The 14,646-nt window shown below is 70.7% G+C and carries 9 protein-coding genes; 4 read left to right on the top strand and 5 right to left on the bottom strand.

What is annotated here, in order from left to right; genetic code table 11:
- Positions 1 to 181: 181 nt before the first annotated feature.
- From BFF77_RS10345 to BFF77_RS10355, 3 genes are read right to left on the bottom strand one after another with little or no spacing between them, the layout of a single operon-like run.
- Positions 182 to 973, bottom strand: coding sequence for a sugar phosphate isomerase/epimerase family protein (locus BFF77_RS10345; protein WP_066946794.1), 792 nt, complete (start codon positions 971 to 973; stop codon positions 182 to 184).
- A 44-nt stretch (positions 974 to 1,017) separates the two neighbouring features.
- Positions 1,018 to 2,178, bottom strand: a complete 1,161-nt coding sequence (locus BFF77_RS10350; protein WP_066946745.1) for a dihydrodipicolinate synthase family protein — start codon at positions 2,176 to 2,178, stop codon at positions 1,018 to 1,020.
- Positions 2,175 to 3,326 (bottom strand): Gfo/Idh/MocA family protein, encoded by a 1,152-nt coding sequence (locus tag BFF77_RS10355; protein WP_066946748.1) that lies wholly within the window; start codon positions 3,324 to 3,326, stop codon positions 2,175 to 2,177. Before BFF77_RS10355 ends, BFF77_RS10350 begins: the two co-directional genes overlap by 4 nt.
- 150 nt (positions 3,327 to 3,476) lie before the next feature.
- Between BFF77_RS10355 and BFF77_RS10360 the strand changes: the two genes are divergently transcribed.
- From BFF77_RS10360 to BFF77_RS10375, 4 genes are all read left to right on the top strand, one after another.
- Entirely contained in the window at positions 3,477 to 4,568 is a 1,092-nt protein-coding gene (locus tag BFF77_RS10360) for a LacI family DNA-binding transcriptional regulator (protein WP_066946751.1), read from the top strand.
- Positions 4,569 to 4,699: 131 nt separating this feature from the next.
- Positions 4,700 to 5,695 carry a bifunctional helix-turn-helix transcriptional regulator/GNAT family N-acetyltransferase gene (locus tag BFF77_RS10365; protein ID WP_066946753.1) on the top strand — a complete coding sequence of 332 codons (996 nt, stop codon included), beginning with the start codon at positions 4,700 to 4,702 and terminating at the stop codon, positions 5,693 to 5,695.
- Positions 5,692 to 6,486 carry a sugar phosphate isomerase/epimerase family protein gene (locus BFF77_RS10370; RefSeq protein ID WP_066946755.1) on the top strand — a complete coding sequence of 265 codons (795 nt, stop codon included), beginning with the start codon at positions 5,692 to 5,694 and terminating at the stop codon, positions 6,484 to 6,486. Before BFF77_RS10365 ends, BFF77_RS10370 begins: the two co-directional genes overlap by 4 nt.
- A 435-nt stretch (positions 6,487 to 6,921) precedes the next feature.
- A complete protein-coding gene (locus BFF77_RS10375) occupies positions 6,922 to 8,757 on the top strand; it encodes a glycoside hydrolase family 3 protein (protein ID WP_066946757.1) in 1,836 nt (611 codons plus the stop codon).
- Positions 8,758 to 9,045: 288 nt separating this feature from the next.
- Here the strand turns inward: BFF77_RS10375 and BFF77_RS10380 are convergent, their stop codons facing one another.
- Together BFF77_RS10380 and BFF77_RS10385 are read right to left on the bottom strand one after the other, a co-directional pair.
- The gene (locus BFF77_RS10380) at positions 9,046 to 10,488 is read right to left on the bottom strand and encodes a S28 family serine protease (protein WP_066946760.1); all 1,443 of its coding nucleotides are present in this window, start codon (positions 10,486 to 10,488) and stop codon (positions 9,046 to 9,048) included.
- Positions 10,489 to 10,759: 271 nt separating this feature from the next.
- On the bottom strand, positions 10,760 to 14,539 hold the full coding sequence (locus BFF77_RS10385) for an ABC transporter ATP-binding protein (RefSeq protein ID WP_107422134.1): 3,780 nt from the start codon (positions 14,537 to 14,539) through the stop codon (positions 10,760 to 10,762).
- Positions 14,540 to 14,646 lie beyond the last annotated feature (107 nt).

Below are 14,646 nucleotides of genomic sequence, written 5' to 3' on the forward strand. Positions count from 1 at the left end.
GTCGGTCCGTACGGCCGTCGGCCCGCTCCGGCGCCACAAGGGGCCCGGTCCTGCGACCGGGCCCCACACGCTCCCCCTCCAGCAGAGCCTTCCGATCCCCCCGGATCCCTCCCCGAAGGCCCTGTTGACGAATACGACTCACGTCACCCGGGAAGGGTTGCACGGATTCGAAGAGTGATTTTCACCGCGCGTGCCGGACGTACCGGTCGACCACCTCGACCAGCACCTCCACCCCGTCCCGCGCCCACAGTCCGTCGTTGAAGAGCTCCACCTCGACCGGGCCCGAGTAGCCCGCCGCGTCGACCCGTTCGCGCCAGCCGCGCAGGTCGACCGCTCCGTCGCCGAGCTGGCCGCGGCCGTTCAGTACCCCCGCCGGGAGCGGTGTCGTCCAGTCGGCGAGCTGGAAGGAGAAGATCCGTTCGCCCGCGCGGGCGACGGCCGCGGGCGCCCGGTCGTCCCACCAGACGTGGTACGTGTCCACGACCACCCCGACCTGTCCGGCCGGAAAGCGCTCGGCCAGTTCGAGGGCCTGGTCGAGGGTGGAGACCACGCAGCGGTCGGCCGCGAACATCGGGTGCAGCGGCTCGATCGCGAGCCGTACGCGCCGCTCCGCCGCGTACGGCGCCAGCTCGGCCAGCGCGTCGGCGATCCGCTCGCGCGCCGCGTACAGGTCTCTGCTCCCCGCCGGCAGCCCTCCGGAGACCAGGACGAGGGTGTCGGTGCCCAGGACGGCGGCCTCGTCGATCGCCGCGCGGTTGTCGGCCAGCGCCTCGGCGCGCCGGGCCGGTTCGATCGCGGTGAGGAAGCCGCCGCGGCAGAGCGTGGTGACGGCGAGTCCGGCCTCCCGTACGAGCTTGGCCGCGGCCTCGACTCCGTACGCCTGGACCGGTTCGCGCCACAGGCCGAGGGCCGGCACGCCGAGCCGTACACAGGCGTCCGTCAGCTCGGGCAGGGTGAGTTGTCTGACCGTCATCTGGTTGACGCTGAAGCGGCTCAGATCGCCGTACGACGGGACGGTCACGGGTGTACTCCGTACACGCTCAGCAGCGACCCCATCCGGGCCTCGGCGCGCGCGGGATCCGGGAACAGGCCGAGCCCGTCGGCCAGTTCGTAGGCGCGTGCGAGGTGCGGCAGCGAGCGGGCCGACTGGAGGCCGCCGACCATGGTGAAGTGGTCCTGATGACCGGCCAGCCAGGCGAGGAGCACCACACCCGTCTTGTAGAAGCGCGTGGGTGACCGGAAGAGATGACGGGCCAGTTCGACCGTGGGATCGAGGAGTTCCCTGAAGCCCTTGGTGTCACCCGTGTCCAGGACGCGGACGGCTTCCGCCGCCAGCGGTCCCAGCGGATCGAAGACACCGAGCAGCGCGTGGCTGAAACCCTGCTCGTCGCCCGCGATCAGCTCCGGATAGTGGAAGTCGTCGCCCGTGTAGCAGCGCACGCCCGCCGGCAGCCGACGGCGCAGCTCGGTCTCACGTCCGGCGTCCAGCAGCGAGATCTTGACCCCGTCGATCTTGTCCGGATGCTCGGCGATGACCTGGAGGAAGGTCTCGGTGGCCGCGTCGAGGTCCGTGCTGCCCCAGTAGCCCTGGAGGGCGGGATCGAACATCGGGCCGAGCCAGTGCAGTACGACCGGTTCCGCCGCCTCCCTCAGGAGGTGGGCGTAGACACCGAGATAGTCGTCAGGAGCCTTCGCGGCGGCGGCGAGGGCGCGGGAGGCCATCAGGATCGCCCGGGCGCCGGTCTCCTCGACGAACGCGAGCTGCTCCTCGTACGCCCTGCGCACATCGTCCAGGGAGGCGGCTCCCGGGGCCAGCTGGTCGGTGCCCACTCCGCAGGCGATCCGGCCGCCGACCGCCTTCGCCTCGGCGGCGGAGCGGCGGATCAGCTCGGCGGCGCCGGTCCAGTCCAGGCCCATGCCGCGCTGCGCGGTGTCCATGGCCTCGGCGACCGCCAGACCGTGCGACCACAGATGGCGGCGGAAGGCGAGCGTGGCGTCCCAGTCGACGGCGGCCGGCCCGTCGGGGCTGGTGTCGGCGTACGGATCGGCGACGACATGGGCCGCGGCGAAGACCCTGCGGGAGGCGAGCGGCGGCCCTCCCGCGGTGAAACGGGCGGGCTCGGAGCGCGGTGTGTAGATATGCGTCCCGCCCTCGGCGGAGGGCAGCCGAAGGGTCACAGCGTCAGCTCCGGCACCTCGAAACGGCGGCCCTCCGCGGCGGAGCGCAGGCCCAGCTCGGCGAGTTGCACGCCGCGCGCGCCCGCGAGCAGATCCCAGGGGAAGGGCTCGTCCAGTGCCACATGGCGCAGGAACAGCTCCCACTGTGCCCTGAAACCGTTCGCGAACTCGTCGTTGTCCGGGACTTCCTGCCACTGGTCGCGGAACGACTCGGTGGCGGGCAGATCGGGGTTCCAGACGGGCTTGGGCGTGCCCGCGCGGTGCTGGATCCGGCAGCCGCGCAGTCCCGCGACGGCCGAGCCGTGTGTGCCGTCGACCTGGAACTCGACCAGTTCGTCGCGGTTGACCCGGACCGTCCAGGAGGAATTGATCTGGGCGACCGCGCCGCCGTCCAGTTCGAAGATGCCGTACGCCGCGTCGTCCGCGGTCGCCTCGTACGGCTTGCCCTGCTCGTCCCAGCGCCGCGCGATATGGGTGGTGATGAGCGCCTGGACGCCGGTGACCCGCCCGAACAGCTCGTGCAGGACGTAGTCCCAGTGCGGGAACATGTCGACGGTGATGCCACCGCCGTCCTCGGCCCGGTAGTTCCAGGAGGGACGCTGGGGCTGCTGCCAGTCGCCCTCGAAGACCCAGTAGCCGAACTCGCCTCTGACGGAGAGGATCTCGCCGAAGAAACCTCCTTCGACGAGGCGCTTCAGCTTGAGCAGACCGGGCAGGAAGATCTTGTCCTGGACGACGCCGTGCTTGATGCCGGCGCTCCTGGCGAGCCGGGCCAGTTCGAGCGCGTCGCCGAGGTCCGTCGCGGTCGGCTTCTCCGTATAGACGTGCTTGCCCGCCGCGATCGCCTTCTTGAGGGCTTCGACACGGGCGGAGGTGACCTGGGCGTCGAAGTAGACGTCGACCGTGCCGTCCGCCAGAACCGTGTCGAGATCGGTGGACCACTCGGTGAGGCCGTGCCGCTCGGCGATCGCCTTGACGGCGTGTTCGCGGCGGCCGACGAGGACGGGCTCGGGCCACAGTACGTCGCCGGCCCCGAGGTCCAGCCCGCCCTCCTCGCGGATCGCGAGCAGAGAGCGCAGCAGATGCTGCCGGTATCCCATGCGCCCCGTGACGCCGTTCATGGCGATCCGCACTGTCCTGCGTGTCACGAAGTTCCCTCCATACGGCCGCAGCAAGCGCTTTCTATGAGGTAGAAAGCTAGCCTGCGACAGCGGCCGGTACAAGAGCCCGCCCCGATCTCTCCCGCGATCTCCCGCGCGCTCTTCCGGAGATCCCTCTCGTCCCCTTCGGAGGAAGCGATGACAGTCACCCTGGCGGATGTGGCGGCCCGCGCCCGGGTGTCGCCCGCCACCGTCTCCCGCGTGCTGAACGGCAACTATCCGGTCGCCGCCGCCACCCGCGAGCGGGTGCTGCGGGCGGTTGACGAGCTGGACTACGTGCTGAACGGGCCCGCCAGTTCGCTCGCCGCGGCCACCTCGGACCTCGTCGGCATCCTGGTGAACGACATCGCCGACCCGTTCTTCGGGATCATGGCCGGCGCGGCCCAGACCGAGATCGGCGGCCAGGAGGGCACCGGCAGGGCGGGCGGCGAGAAACTCGCCATCGTCTGCAACACGGGCGGCTCACCCGAACGCGAGCTGACCTATCTGACCCTGCTCCAGCGCCAGCGGGCCGCGGCGGTCATTCTCACCGGCGGGGCGCTCGAAGATCCTCGGCACACCGCCGCGATGACCGCGAAGCTGGCGAGACTCGCCGACGCGGGGACCCGGGTGGTGCTGTGCGGGCGTCCGCCGCTGCCGGAGAGCGACGCGATCGTGGCGGCGCTGGCCTTCGACAACCGTGGCGGCGGGCGGCGGCTGACGGAGCATCTGCTGGCGCTGGGACACCGCCGCGTCGGCTATGTCGCGGGGCCCTTGGAGCGCACGACGACCCGGCACCGGCTGGAGGGCCACTGGGCGGCGATGGCGGCGGCGGGGCTGAGCGAGGAATGGCGGGCAGGAGGGGCGGCCGAGGAACGGGAATCGCTGACGGTGCACGGCCCGTACACCCGCCGCTCCGGATACGAGGCGACGCTGGAGCTGCTGCGTCGCGCGCCGGATCTGACGGCCGTGGTCGCGGCCAATGACACGGTGGCGCTGGGGGCATGCGCGGCGGTGCGCGAGCAGGGGTTGCGCATTCCGCAGGACGTATCGGTGGCGGGCTTCGACGATCTGCCGTTCGCGGTGGACGCGGTGCCCGCGCTGACGACCGTGCGGCTGCCGCTGTACGAGGCGGGAGCGCGGGCGGGACGACTGGCGATGGGGACGGAGGCGCCGCCGCCCGGCGGGATCGCCACGATCGCGGCGGAGCTGATGGCGCGGGCGTCGACCGCGCCGCCGCGGCGGGACTGAGGCCGCAGCCACGGCGTGGGGGCCGGTTGGCGGATGGTCGCCAGAGGGCGGATTGATCCTTGTCAGCCGTCGACGGCCGAGCTTAACGTTGACTCAGTCAAAGAAAAGGCCGGGAAGTCCGGGGGTGGATCATGGTCGTCCAGGAAATCCGCGCGTTCAACCGCTTCTACACGAACCTCATCGGGGCGCTCGACTACAGCAAGCACCTCTACACGCCGTTCACGCTCACCGAGTCGCGGGTGCTGTACGAGCTGGCCCACGCGTCGCGCACGGACGCCGCCGATCTGCGGGCCGAGCTGTCCCTGGACGCCGGATATCTGAGCAGGCTGCTGACCAAGTTCGAGCGGGACGGGCTGGTCGGTCGCGCGCCGTCCGAGCAGGACTCACGGCGCCGGCGGATAACGCTGACAGCGCGAGGGCGCGAGGCCGCGGCACTGCTCGACGAGCGGTCGCGGGAGGCCGTGGGCTCGCTGCTCTCACGGGTCGAGCCCGAGCGGCGGCCACAGCTCACGGACGCGCTGCGGACGGTGCGGGACATCCTCGGCGCCGGGCGTCCCGGCCCCGCGCACCGGGACGGACCGGTCCTGCGCGATCCGGTCCCCGGCGAGCTGGGCTGGATCGTGCAGCGCCACGGCGCGCTGTACGCGGCGGAGTACGGCTGGAACACCGAGTTCGAGGGCCTTGTCGCCGAAATCGTGGCGGCCTTCGCGCGGGAGCACGATCCTCGTCTGGAGCGGGCCTGGATCGCCGAGCTGGACGGGGGTCCGGTGGGTTCGGTGATGTGCGTGAGGGACGACGGGCCGGAGGCACGGGACGACGAGCCGCACACCGCGCGGCTGCGCCTGCTGCTGGTCGAACCGGGGGCCCGGGGACACGGTCTCGGGGAGCGGCTGGTCGGGACGGTGGTGGAGTTCGCGCGTGCGGCGGGGTACCGGGAGCTGACGCTGTGGACCAATGACGTCCTGACCGCCGCGCGAGGCCTCTATCAGCGCGCGGGATTCACTCTCGTCGCCGAGAAACCTCATCACTCCTACGGAGCGGACCTGGTCGGCCAGGACTGGCGTCTGCCGCTCCGGGAAGAAGCGTTCATATCCATGGAAGGACAGCGGAAAGGAACAGGCCCATGAAGCTCGCCTTCTCGACCCTCGGGGTGCCGGGGCTGTCCATACCCGAGGTCGTCGCACTCGCCTCCTCCACCGGCTATCAGGGGGTGGAGCTGCGGGCCCACCCGGAGGAGCCGGTGCACCCGGGGATCGGGGCACGCGAACGGGCCGCGGTGGTGGACGAGTTCAAGCGCGCGGGCACCGAGATCCTGACGGTCGCGGGATACACACGGGTGGCGAGCGCGGCGGCCGACGAGGACCGGCTGCGCCGGGAGTTGGACGAACTGCTCCGGCTGGCACGGGATCTGGGCGCCTCGTTCATCCGGGTCTTCCCGGGCGGCGGCGACCAGGATCCGGCCGAGGCCGACGCCACGGCCGCGCGCCGACTGGCCTCGGCGGCGGAGCTCGCTGCGGACTTCGGCGTACGGATCCTGCTGGAGACGCATGACTCGCACCGGACGGGAGCGGACGCGGCACGGGTGCTGGGGCCGGTGGGACACCCGCGGGTGGGAGCGCTCTGGGATGTGATGCACACCTGGCTGGGCGGCGAGGAGCCCGTCGCCACGCATGCGGCGCTGGGGCCCTATCTGGGCTATGCGCAGGTGAAGGACATCGCCTCGGCGGAGGACATGACACCACTGGCGCTGGGTGCGGGGGTGCTGCCGCTGGGCGAGTGTCTGGCTCTGCTCGATGACGACTGCTGGGTGTGCTGGGAGTACGAGAAGCGCTGGTATCCGGAGGCGGCCGAGCTGCCGGGGCTGCTGGTGGCGGGGCGGGAGTATCTGGCGGGTCTCCAGGGCCCGTCCGTCCCCTGATCCCTAGCTGTTCCGGCCCGGCGTGTTCCGATCCGGCGCGTTCCGATCCGGCCCGGCCCGCTCCGGCCCGGTCCGGCCCGCCTTCGCCGGTCGGTGCCGCTTCCGGGTCGGGGGGCGGTTCGGAGGCGGAGGAGAGGCCCGCCACCGGCGCAGACAAAGGGGGGCGCACCGGTGGCGGTGTGCTGCCGGCCGCAGGCGGCTGGAGAGGGGAGTCAGCGATCGCAGCCAGCAGCGAGGGCCGACACCGCGCTGCGGAGACTCACCGGCGCACATCAGTAAGACGAGCGGTATGGGCCGGAGGTTCCGAAGGTCCGGAAACTCCCATGGAAGCGCCGCCACGGGAGAGCCCTTGACTGGCAGTTACTTTCCGGATAAGCGTGGTTCTTTGGAAGTTTCCTTCACCCCCCTCGCAGCGCACAGCCGGAAGGAGCACCAGTGCACGACCGGACCATCTCCAGACGCGCTCTCCTCACCGCAACCGCCGTAGCGGCGGCAGCCGTTGCCACCTCGGCCGCCCCCGTGGTGGCCGCTCCCACGCATCTCGCCCCCCTCGCTCCCCACCGTCGCGACCGGCTCCGCCGGCTCATCTCACGGATGAGTCTGGAGCAGAAGGTCGGCCAGCTCTTCGTCATGCGGGTGTACGGGCACTCCGCCACCGCTCCCGACCAGGCCGACATCGACGCCAACCTCGCCGAGATCGGGGTCCGTACCGCCGCGGAGCTGATCTCGACGTACCACGTCGGCGGCATCATCTACTTCGCCTGGGCGCACAACACCCGTGATCCCCGCCAGATCGCCGAGCTCTCCAACGGCATCCAGAAGGCGGGCCTGGCTCAGGACACCCCGGTCCCTCTGCTGATCTCCACCGACCAGGAGCACGGCATCGTCGCCCGGGTGGGCAAGCCGGCCACGCTGCTGCCGGGGGCGATGGCACTCGGTGCGTCGCGTTCGCGGGCCGACGCCCGTGAGGCCGCCAGGATCGCGGGCGTGGAGCTGGCCGCCATGGGCATCAACCAGAACTACGCTCCGGACGCGGACGTCAATGTCAACCCGGCCAACCCGGTCATCGGCGTACGGTCCTTCGGCGCCGATCCGCAGGCCGTGGCCGGTATGGTCGCCGCGCAGGTGACGGGCTACCAGAACGCCGGGATCGCCACCGCGGCCAAGCACTTTCCCGGCCACGGCGACACCAAGGACGACAGCCACTACGCGCTCCCCACCATCCACCACACCCGTGAGCAGTGGGGCGAACTGGACGCACCGCCGTTCCGGGCCGCGATCGCCGCCGGTGTCACCTCGATCATGACGGCGCACATCGTCGTCCCCGCGCTGGACCCGAGCGAGGACCCGGCGACGCTCTCCCGTCCCATCGTCACCGGCGTACTGCGGGAAGAGCTCGGTTACGACGGCGTGGTGATCACCGACGCGCTCGGCATGGAGGGCGTACGGCAGAAGTACGGCGACGACCGGGTGCCCGTGCTCGCGCTGAAGGCGGGCGTGGACCAGTTGCTCAATCCGCCGAATCTGCGGATCGCCTGGAACGCGGTCCTGGCGGCGGTGAAGAGCGGCGAGATCAGTCAGGCACGCGTCGAGGAGTCCGTCCTGCGCATCCTCGAACTCAAGGAGCGGCTGGGCCTGTTCAGCGGCGACGCCGCCGTCCCGCTGCGGAATCTGGACCGTACGGTCGGCACCCGGGCCCATCTCGCCACGGCCGACCGGATCGCCGAGCGGACCACCACGCTGCTCGTCAACGAGAACAGGCTGCTGCCGCTGAACCGGCGCAAGCAGCGGAATCTGCTGGTCGTCGGCGCCGATCCGGCCTCGCCGTCCGGGACGACGGGCCCGCCGACCACCGTACTCGCCACGGCCCTGACCGAGCTGGGCTTCACCGCCACGGCCCTGTCCACCGGTACGGCTCCGAGCGCGGCGCAGATCGAGGCCGCGGTGGCGGGCGCGCGGGGCAAGGACACGGTGATCGTGGCCACGTACAACGTCTCGGCGACCAGTTCGCAGCGGACCCTGGTCGATGCGCTCACCGCGACCGGCGTGCCGGTCGTCACGGTCGCCATCCGCAATCCGTACGACATCGCGCGGCTGTCCGGCGTCAGGGCGTCCCTCGCCGCGTACTCCTGGACGGATGTCGAAGTACGGGCGGCGGCGCGGGTGATCGCGGGCCGGGTCAGACCCCGGGGCGTACTGCCCGTACCGGTGCAGCGCGCGGACGATCCGACACGGGTGCTCTATCCGATCGGTCATGGTCTGGCCTACTAGGTCCTGTCCGGTCGATCTTCGTGGATCAGCCCGGGGCGTCCGGTGCGGTGCATGGCAAGGCGGAGGATCGGCGTCGTCGACGGCCCGGCCGTACTCGGGAGACTCCGACAACGCCGCGAGGTGCCGTGCCGGGCGTTGCGGGCCCACGAAGACCGACCGGACAGGGCCTGGGTCCTGTCGGGTCGGGCGCACGCGGTCGGAGCACGACCGTGCCCGCCGTCCTCGGGTCCGGGGGACCAAGAAACGGCGGGCACGGTTCGAGGGCCGAACAGCCCTACGGCCGAGGCGTTACGGCCTCAGAGTGTGCTCCCGCTCGACCTTCTGCCGGTCGAGCTTGGCGTCGAACGGCGCCAGCGGCTTCGCCTTCGCCGTGTCCTGCTGGACGGCGGCCGGAGCGACGTCCGCCCAGGCCAGGATCCTGGCCGTGGCCTTCGCCTGCTCGTCCGGGACGAGAGCGGCGACATTGGCACCGTGGTTGGCGCCCGGCGCGACATACACGTAGCTGTCACGCGTGCCATGGCCGAGGCGGAAGGGCTCCGCACCCCACGGGTCGTTCTGCCCGTACACGAACAGCATCTGGTTCGCGTGGTGACGGACCCAGGAGTCGACGTCCGGCATCGTGGACGGGTCGAACCTCATCGGGATGGAACGCGGTACGAAGTTCCGCGGCGGCTGGTAGCCGTAACGGCTCAGCTTGCCCAGATGCGGCTGCTTGATGTCGGGCGAACCGAGCTGGGTGCCCGCCTGGTAGTAGTACGGCGCGTAGGTCTCCAGGCCCTGGTCCGTGTAGGCGGAGAAGCCGGAGATCGAGTCGATGGTGTCGTAGATCTCCTGGTCGGACGCGGTGGCCGCGACCGGGATGAACTCGCAGTCGGAGAGCAGGCTGTACTGCCAGAACGCCCAGACGAAGTCGAGCACCACGGCCTCGTACGCCTTGTCCAGCGTGCCGACGGTGGTGAAGGTGGAGCCGGTGGCGTCCGCCCACTCCCGGTACGTCTTCTCCAGCGGCTCGCGCCGGACCAGCGCCTCGCGCTGCACGGCGTTGAGCTTGTCGCGGCACTCCTTGGTGCCGACCCGCTCGAAGAACCGGTCGTAGGCCGAGTCCTCCTTGTTCACCACGTCGTTGGGCGCGACATACGCGACCACGCCGTCCATGTCACGCGGGTAGAAGCGCTCGAAGTAGGTGGCGGTCATACCGCCCTTGGACCCGCCCGTGGAGAGCCACTTCTTGGGATAGATCTTCTTGAACGCCGAGAAGATCCGGTGCTGGTCACTGGCGGCCTGCCAGATGTCCAGCTTCGACCAGTCGGCCGGCTGCGGACGGGACGGCGTGAAGAAGCGGTACTCCATCGAGACCTGGTTGCCGTCGATGATCCGTGTCGGCTCACTGCGGCTCGGGTTGGTGGAGACGTTGTAGCCGCCGGTGAAGAAGACCGTCGGCCGGCTGGTGTCCTTGTGCAGCAGGGTGACACGCTGCTGGAAGGTGCCCTTGGACGGATGACGGTGGTCTACCGGCTGGGTGTAGTTGAGAACGAAGTAGCGGTACCCCGCGTACGGCTTCTCCTGAATCAGACTCATCCCCGGGATGGCGAGGACCCGGTCCTTGATGTCGGTGGTGTCGGTGGCGGCTTGGTGGTCCGCACCCCGATCGGCGGCGGTGGCCGCACCGGCCGTGGCCACCGTGCCTATGATCAGCACGAGCGACAACAGCCATCTCAGCGCCTTGCGCATTCACACTCCCTGTGTTCATGACAGACGCCGTGAACCTAGCCGGGTGAACGCCCGACTCGCCAGTGCCGTCCCGGCAGAGATTCCGCTCGGCCGGGCCGGGGCGGGGAGCCGGCCGAGGCGGAGACTTCCCGGGGCTCGCACGCACCACGACGGCCCGGGCGACCACCCTCGGACGGCCACTCCCGAACCACCGCCCCCGTGCCACCGTCCTCAGACGGCCGCCCTCGGACCATCGCCCTCGGACGGCCACCCCCGGGCCGGGCCACCGCTCTCAGACCACCGCGGCGGGTTCCTCCTCGCCGAGGAAGCTCCGCCACAGCTTCGCGTACCGGCCCTCCAGCGCGAGCAGTTGCTCATGTGTGCCGTCCTCCACGACCCGGCCGTGGTCCATCACGACCACCCGGTCCGCGCGCGCCGCGGTGGTCAGCCGATGGGCGACGACCAAGGTGGTGCGGCGGCCCGCCAGCCGGTCGGTGGCCTGGTTGACCAGGGCCTCGCTGGCCAGATCGAGGGCCGCGGTCGCCTCGTCGAGCAGCAGTATGTCCGGATCGACCAGTTCGGCACGGGCCAGGGCGATCAACTGGCGCTGCCCCGCCGAGAGATTGCGGCCCCGCTCGGCGACCTCGTGCAGATAACCGCCCTCCAGCGTGGCGATCATCTCGTGCGCGCCGACCGCGCGGGCCGCGGCCTCCACATCCGCGTCGCGCGCCTCGGGACGTCCGTAGGCGATGGCGTCACGGACCGTACCGGCGAAGAGATATGCCTCCTGCGGTACGACTCCGAGCCGGTGACGATAGGCCGTCAGGTCCAGCTCCCGCAGATCGGTGCCGTCCACGACGACCCGGCCGCCGGTCGGATCGTAGAACCGCGCGACGAGTTTGACGAGGGTCGACTTGCCCGCGCCGGTCTCGCCGACGAAGGCGACGGTCTGGCCCGCCGGTATCCGCAGATCGACACCGCTGAGCGCGGCGTCCGCGGCACCCCCCGGCCTGCCCCCGGACGCGAGCCTCTCGGACGCCGGCCCGTTGTAGGTGAACTCCACTCCCTCGAAGGCGATCTCGCCGCGCAGCGACAGCACGTCCAGAGGCGCCTTCGAGGAGGCCGTCGAGGTCGGCTCCCGCAGCAGCTCCTGGATACGGCCCAGCGAGACGGTCGCCTGCTGATAGCCGTCGAAGACCTGCGAGAGCTGCTGCACGGGCGCGAAGAACAGATCGATGTAGAGCAGATAGGCCACCAGCGCGCCGGTCGTCAGCGTCCCGGCCTCCACCCGCCCGGCGCCGACGATCAGCACGGCCGCGGCTGCCACCGACGACAGGAGCTGGACGAACGGGAAGTACACCGATATCAGCCACTGGCCGCGCACCCGGGCCGCGCGGTAGTGGTCGCTGCGCCCGGCGAAACGCTCGGCGCCGTCCTTCTGGCGCCGGAACGCCTGGACGATCCGCAGCCCGGACACCGACTCCTGGAGATCGGCGTTGACGGTGCTGATGCGCTCACGGGCCAGTTCGTACGCCTGGACGCTCTTGCGGCGGAAGTAGACGGTACCCACGACCAGGACGGGCAGGGTCGCGAAGACCACCAGCGCGAGCTGTATGTCGATCACCAGCAGCACGACCAGGATGCCGAAGAAGGTGACGACGGAGACGAACGCCGTCACCAGACCGGTCTGGAGGAACGTCGACAGCGCGTCCACATCGGTCGTCATCCGCGTCATGATGCGGCCGGTCAGCTCACGCTCGTAGTAGTCGAGTCCGAGCCGCTGGAGCTGCGCGAAGATCTTCAGGCGCAGCGCGTAGAGGACACGTTCACCGGTCCGCCCGGTCTTGCGTGTCTCACCTATCTGCGCCGCCCACTGGACGAGTACGGCCACCAGCCCCAGCGAAGCGGCGACCCACACCGCGCCGAGCGCGAGCCTCTCGACGCCCTGGTCAATGCCGTGCCGGATGAGCACCGGCAGCAGCAGGCTCATTCCGGCGTCGACGGCGACGAGTGCGAGACTGATCAGCAGCGGCGGTCCGAAGCCGCGCAGCAGCCGGCGCAGTCCGTACGACTCCTCGGCGGCGACGGCGCGCGCCTCGTCGACCTCCGGGGTGTCGGTGGCCGGAGGCAGCGCCTCCACCTGGGCGAGCAGTTCGGGAGTGGCGCCGGGCGCGTCCGCGTCGGAGACGGTGTAGGACCTCTCCTCCCGTATCCACAGCGCGGGAGTGACTCCCCGTTCCGCGTCGAACTCGGCGTCGATCTCACGCTGGAGAGCGCGGGCCTCCTCCGGCGACGGGACGTCCTCGGGGCCTCCGGCGGCCACCGGGAGACGGCCGGGCGACACCTCGCCCAGCTCCTCGGGATCGGTCAGCAGCCGCCGGTAGAGAGCGGACCGCTCCTGGAGCTCCTCATGGGTGCCGATGTCGGCGAGGCGCCCGCCGTCGAGTACGGCGATACGGTCCGCCAGCCCGAGGGTGGAGCGGCGGTGGGCGATGAGCAGTGTCGTACGCCCGGCCATCACCGCGCGCAGCGCCTCATGGATCTCGTGCTCCACCCGGGCGTCGACGGCGGAGGTGGCGTCATCGAGAAGGAGCAGCCGTGGGTCGGTGAGGATGGCGCGGGCCAGGGCGATGCGCTGGCGCTGACCGCCGGAGAGGGTGAGGCCCTGTTCGCCGACCGTGGTGTCGTAGCCGTCGGGCAGTTCGCTGATGAAGCCATGGGCCTGGGCGGCGCGCGTGGCCTTGAGGATCTCCTCCTCGGTGGCGTCCGGCTTTCCGTAGGCGACATTGGCGCGGACGGTGTCCGAGAACAGGAAGCTGTCCTCCGGTACGAGACCGATGGCGGCCCGCAGCGAGTCGAGAGTCAGCTCGCGTACGTCATGGCCGCCGACGAGGACCGCGCCGTGCGTCACGTCGTAGAAGCGGGGCAGCAGCAGCGAGAGCGTGGACTTGCCGCTGCCGGAGGAGCCGACGACCGCGACCGTCTCGCCGGGCCGGATCTCCAGCGAGAAACCGTCGAGTACGGGCCTGCCGTCGTCGTACGCGAACGACACGTCGTCGAACTCGACGGAGATCACGGCGTCCGGCGGCAGTTTCTTGGTGCCGTCCTGGAGGGTCGGCTCGGTGTCGATCAGCTCCAGTACGCGTTCCACGCCGGCCCGTGCCTGCTGGCCGACGGTCAGCACCACGGCGAGCATCCTGACCGGACCGACGAGCTGGGCGAGATAGGTGGAGAAGGCGACGAACGTACCGAGGGTGATCTGACCGCGGGTGGCCAGCCAGCCGCCGAGCGCCAGCATCGCGACCTGCCCGAGCGCGGGAACGGCCTGGAGCGCCGGGGTGTAGCGGGCGTTGAGCCTGATGGTGCGCAGCCGTCCGGCGAAGAGCCTGCGGCCCGCCTCGCGGAGTTTCCCGGTCTCCTGGTCCTCCTGTCCGAAGCCCTTGACGACCCGGACCCCGGACACGGCTCCGTCGACGACTCCGGCGACGGCGGCGGCCTGTGACTGGGCGTACCAGGTGGCGGGATGCAGCCGGGCCCGGCTGCGGCGGGCGATGTACCAGACGGCCGGGGCCACGGCCAGGGCGACCAGGGTCAGCGGCGGTGACAGCCACGCCATGATCACCAGGGATATGAGGAACAGCAGGATGTTGCCGATGGTCATCGGCAGCATGAAGAGCAGGCCCTGGATCAGCTGGAGGTCACTGGTGGCGCGGCCGATGACCTGTCCGGTGGAGAGACTGTCCTGACGCCGCCCGTCGAGCCGGGCGATCGTGTCGTACATGCCCGTACGCAGATCGTGCTGGACGTCGAGCGCGAGCCGGCCGCCGTAGTAGCGCCGTACGTAGGTGGCCGCGTAGACGGCGAGCGCGGCCAGGACCAGCAGGCCGGTCCACACGAGGAGGGAGCGCCGGCCGTCCCCGATCACATCGTCGATGACGACCTTGATGATCAGCGGGACGAGTGCCATCACCGCCATACCGGCCAGCGACGAACCGAGCGCCAGGATCACATTGCGCCGGTAACGCCACGCGTATCCGGCCAGCCGCCGTGCCCAGCTCTGCTCCGCCGCCACTGATGCCTCCCGATCGTCCTGACCTGCCCGAAGGCCCAACGCGGGCGGCGGCGGATTTCATCCCTCCGCAACAATGCGCGGCAAAGACCGGTCTTCGGACCTAGGTC

The sequence above is a fragment of the Streptomyces lushanensis genome (assembly GCF_001700515.1).
GTDB classification, from domain to species: Bacteria; Actinomycetota; Actinomycetes; order Streptomycetales; family Streptomycetaceae; genus Streptomyces; species Streptomyces lushanensis.

What these genes read in the sequence shown, in the direction of transcription:
- BFF77_RS10345 (WP_066946794.1), bottom strand. Translation starts at nt 973, where the DNA reads ATGACGGTCAGACAACTCACCCTGCCCGAGCTGACGGACGCCTGTGTA.
- BFF77_RS10360 (WP_066946751.1), top strand. Translation starts at nt 3,477, where the DNA reads ATGACAGTCACCCTGGCGGATGTGGCGGCCCGCGCCCGGGTGTCGCCC.
- BFF77_RS10365 (WP_066946753.1), top strand. Translation starts at nt 4,700, where the DNA reads ATGGTCGTCCAGGAAATCCGCGCGTTCAACCGCTTCTACACGAACCTC.
- BFF77_RS10370 (WP_066946755.1), top strand. Translation starts at nt 5,692, where the DNA reads ATGAAGCTCGCCTTCTCGACCCTCGGGGTGCCGGGGCTGTCCATACCC.
- BFF77_RS10380 (WP_066946760.1), bottom strand. Translation starts at nt 10,488, where the DNA reads ATGCGCAAGGCGCTGAGATGGCTGTTGTCGCTCGTGCTGATCATAGGC.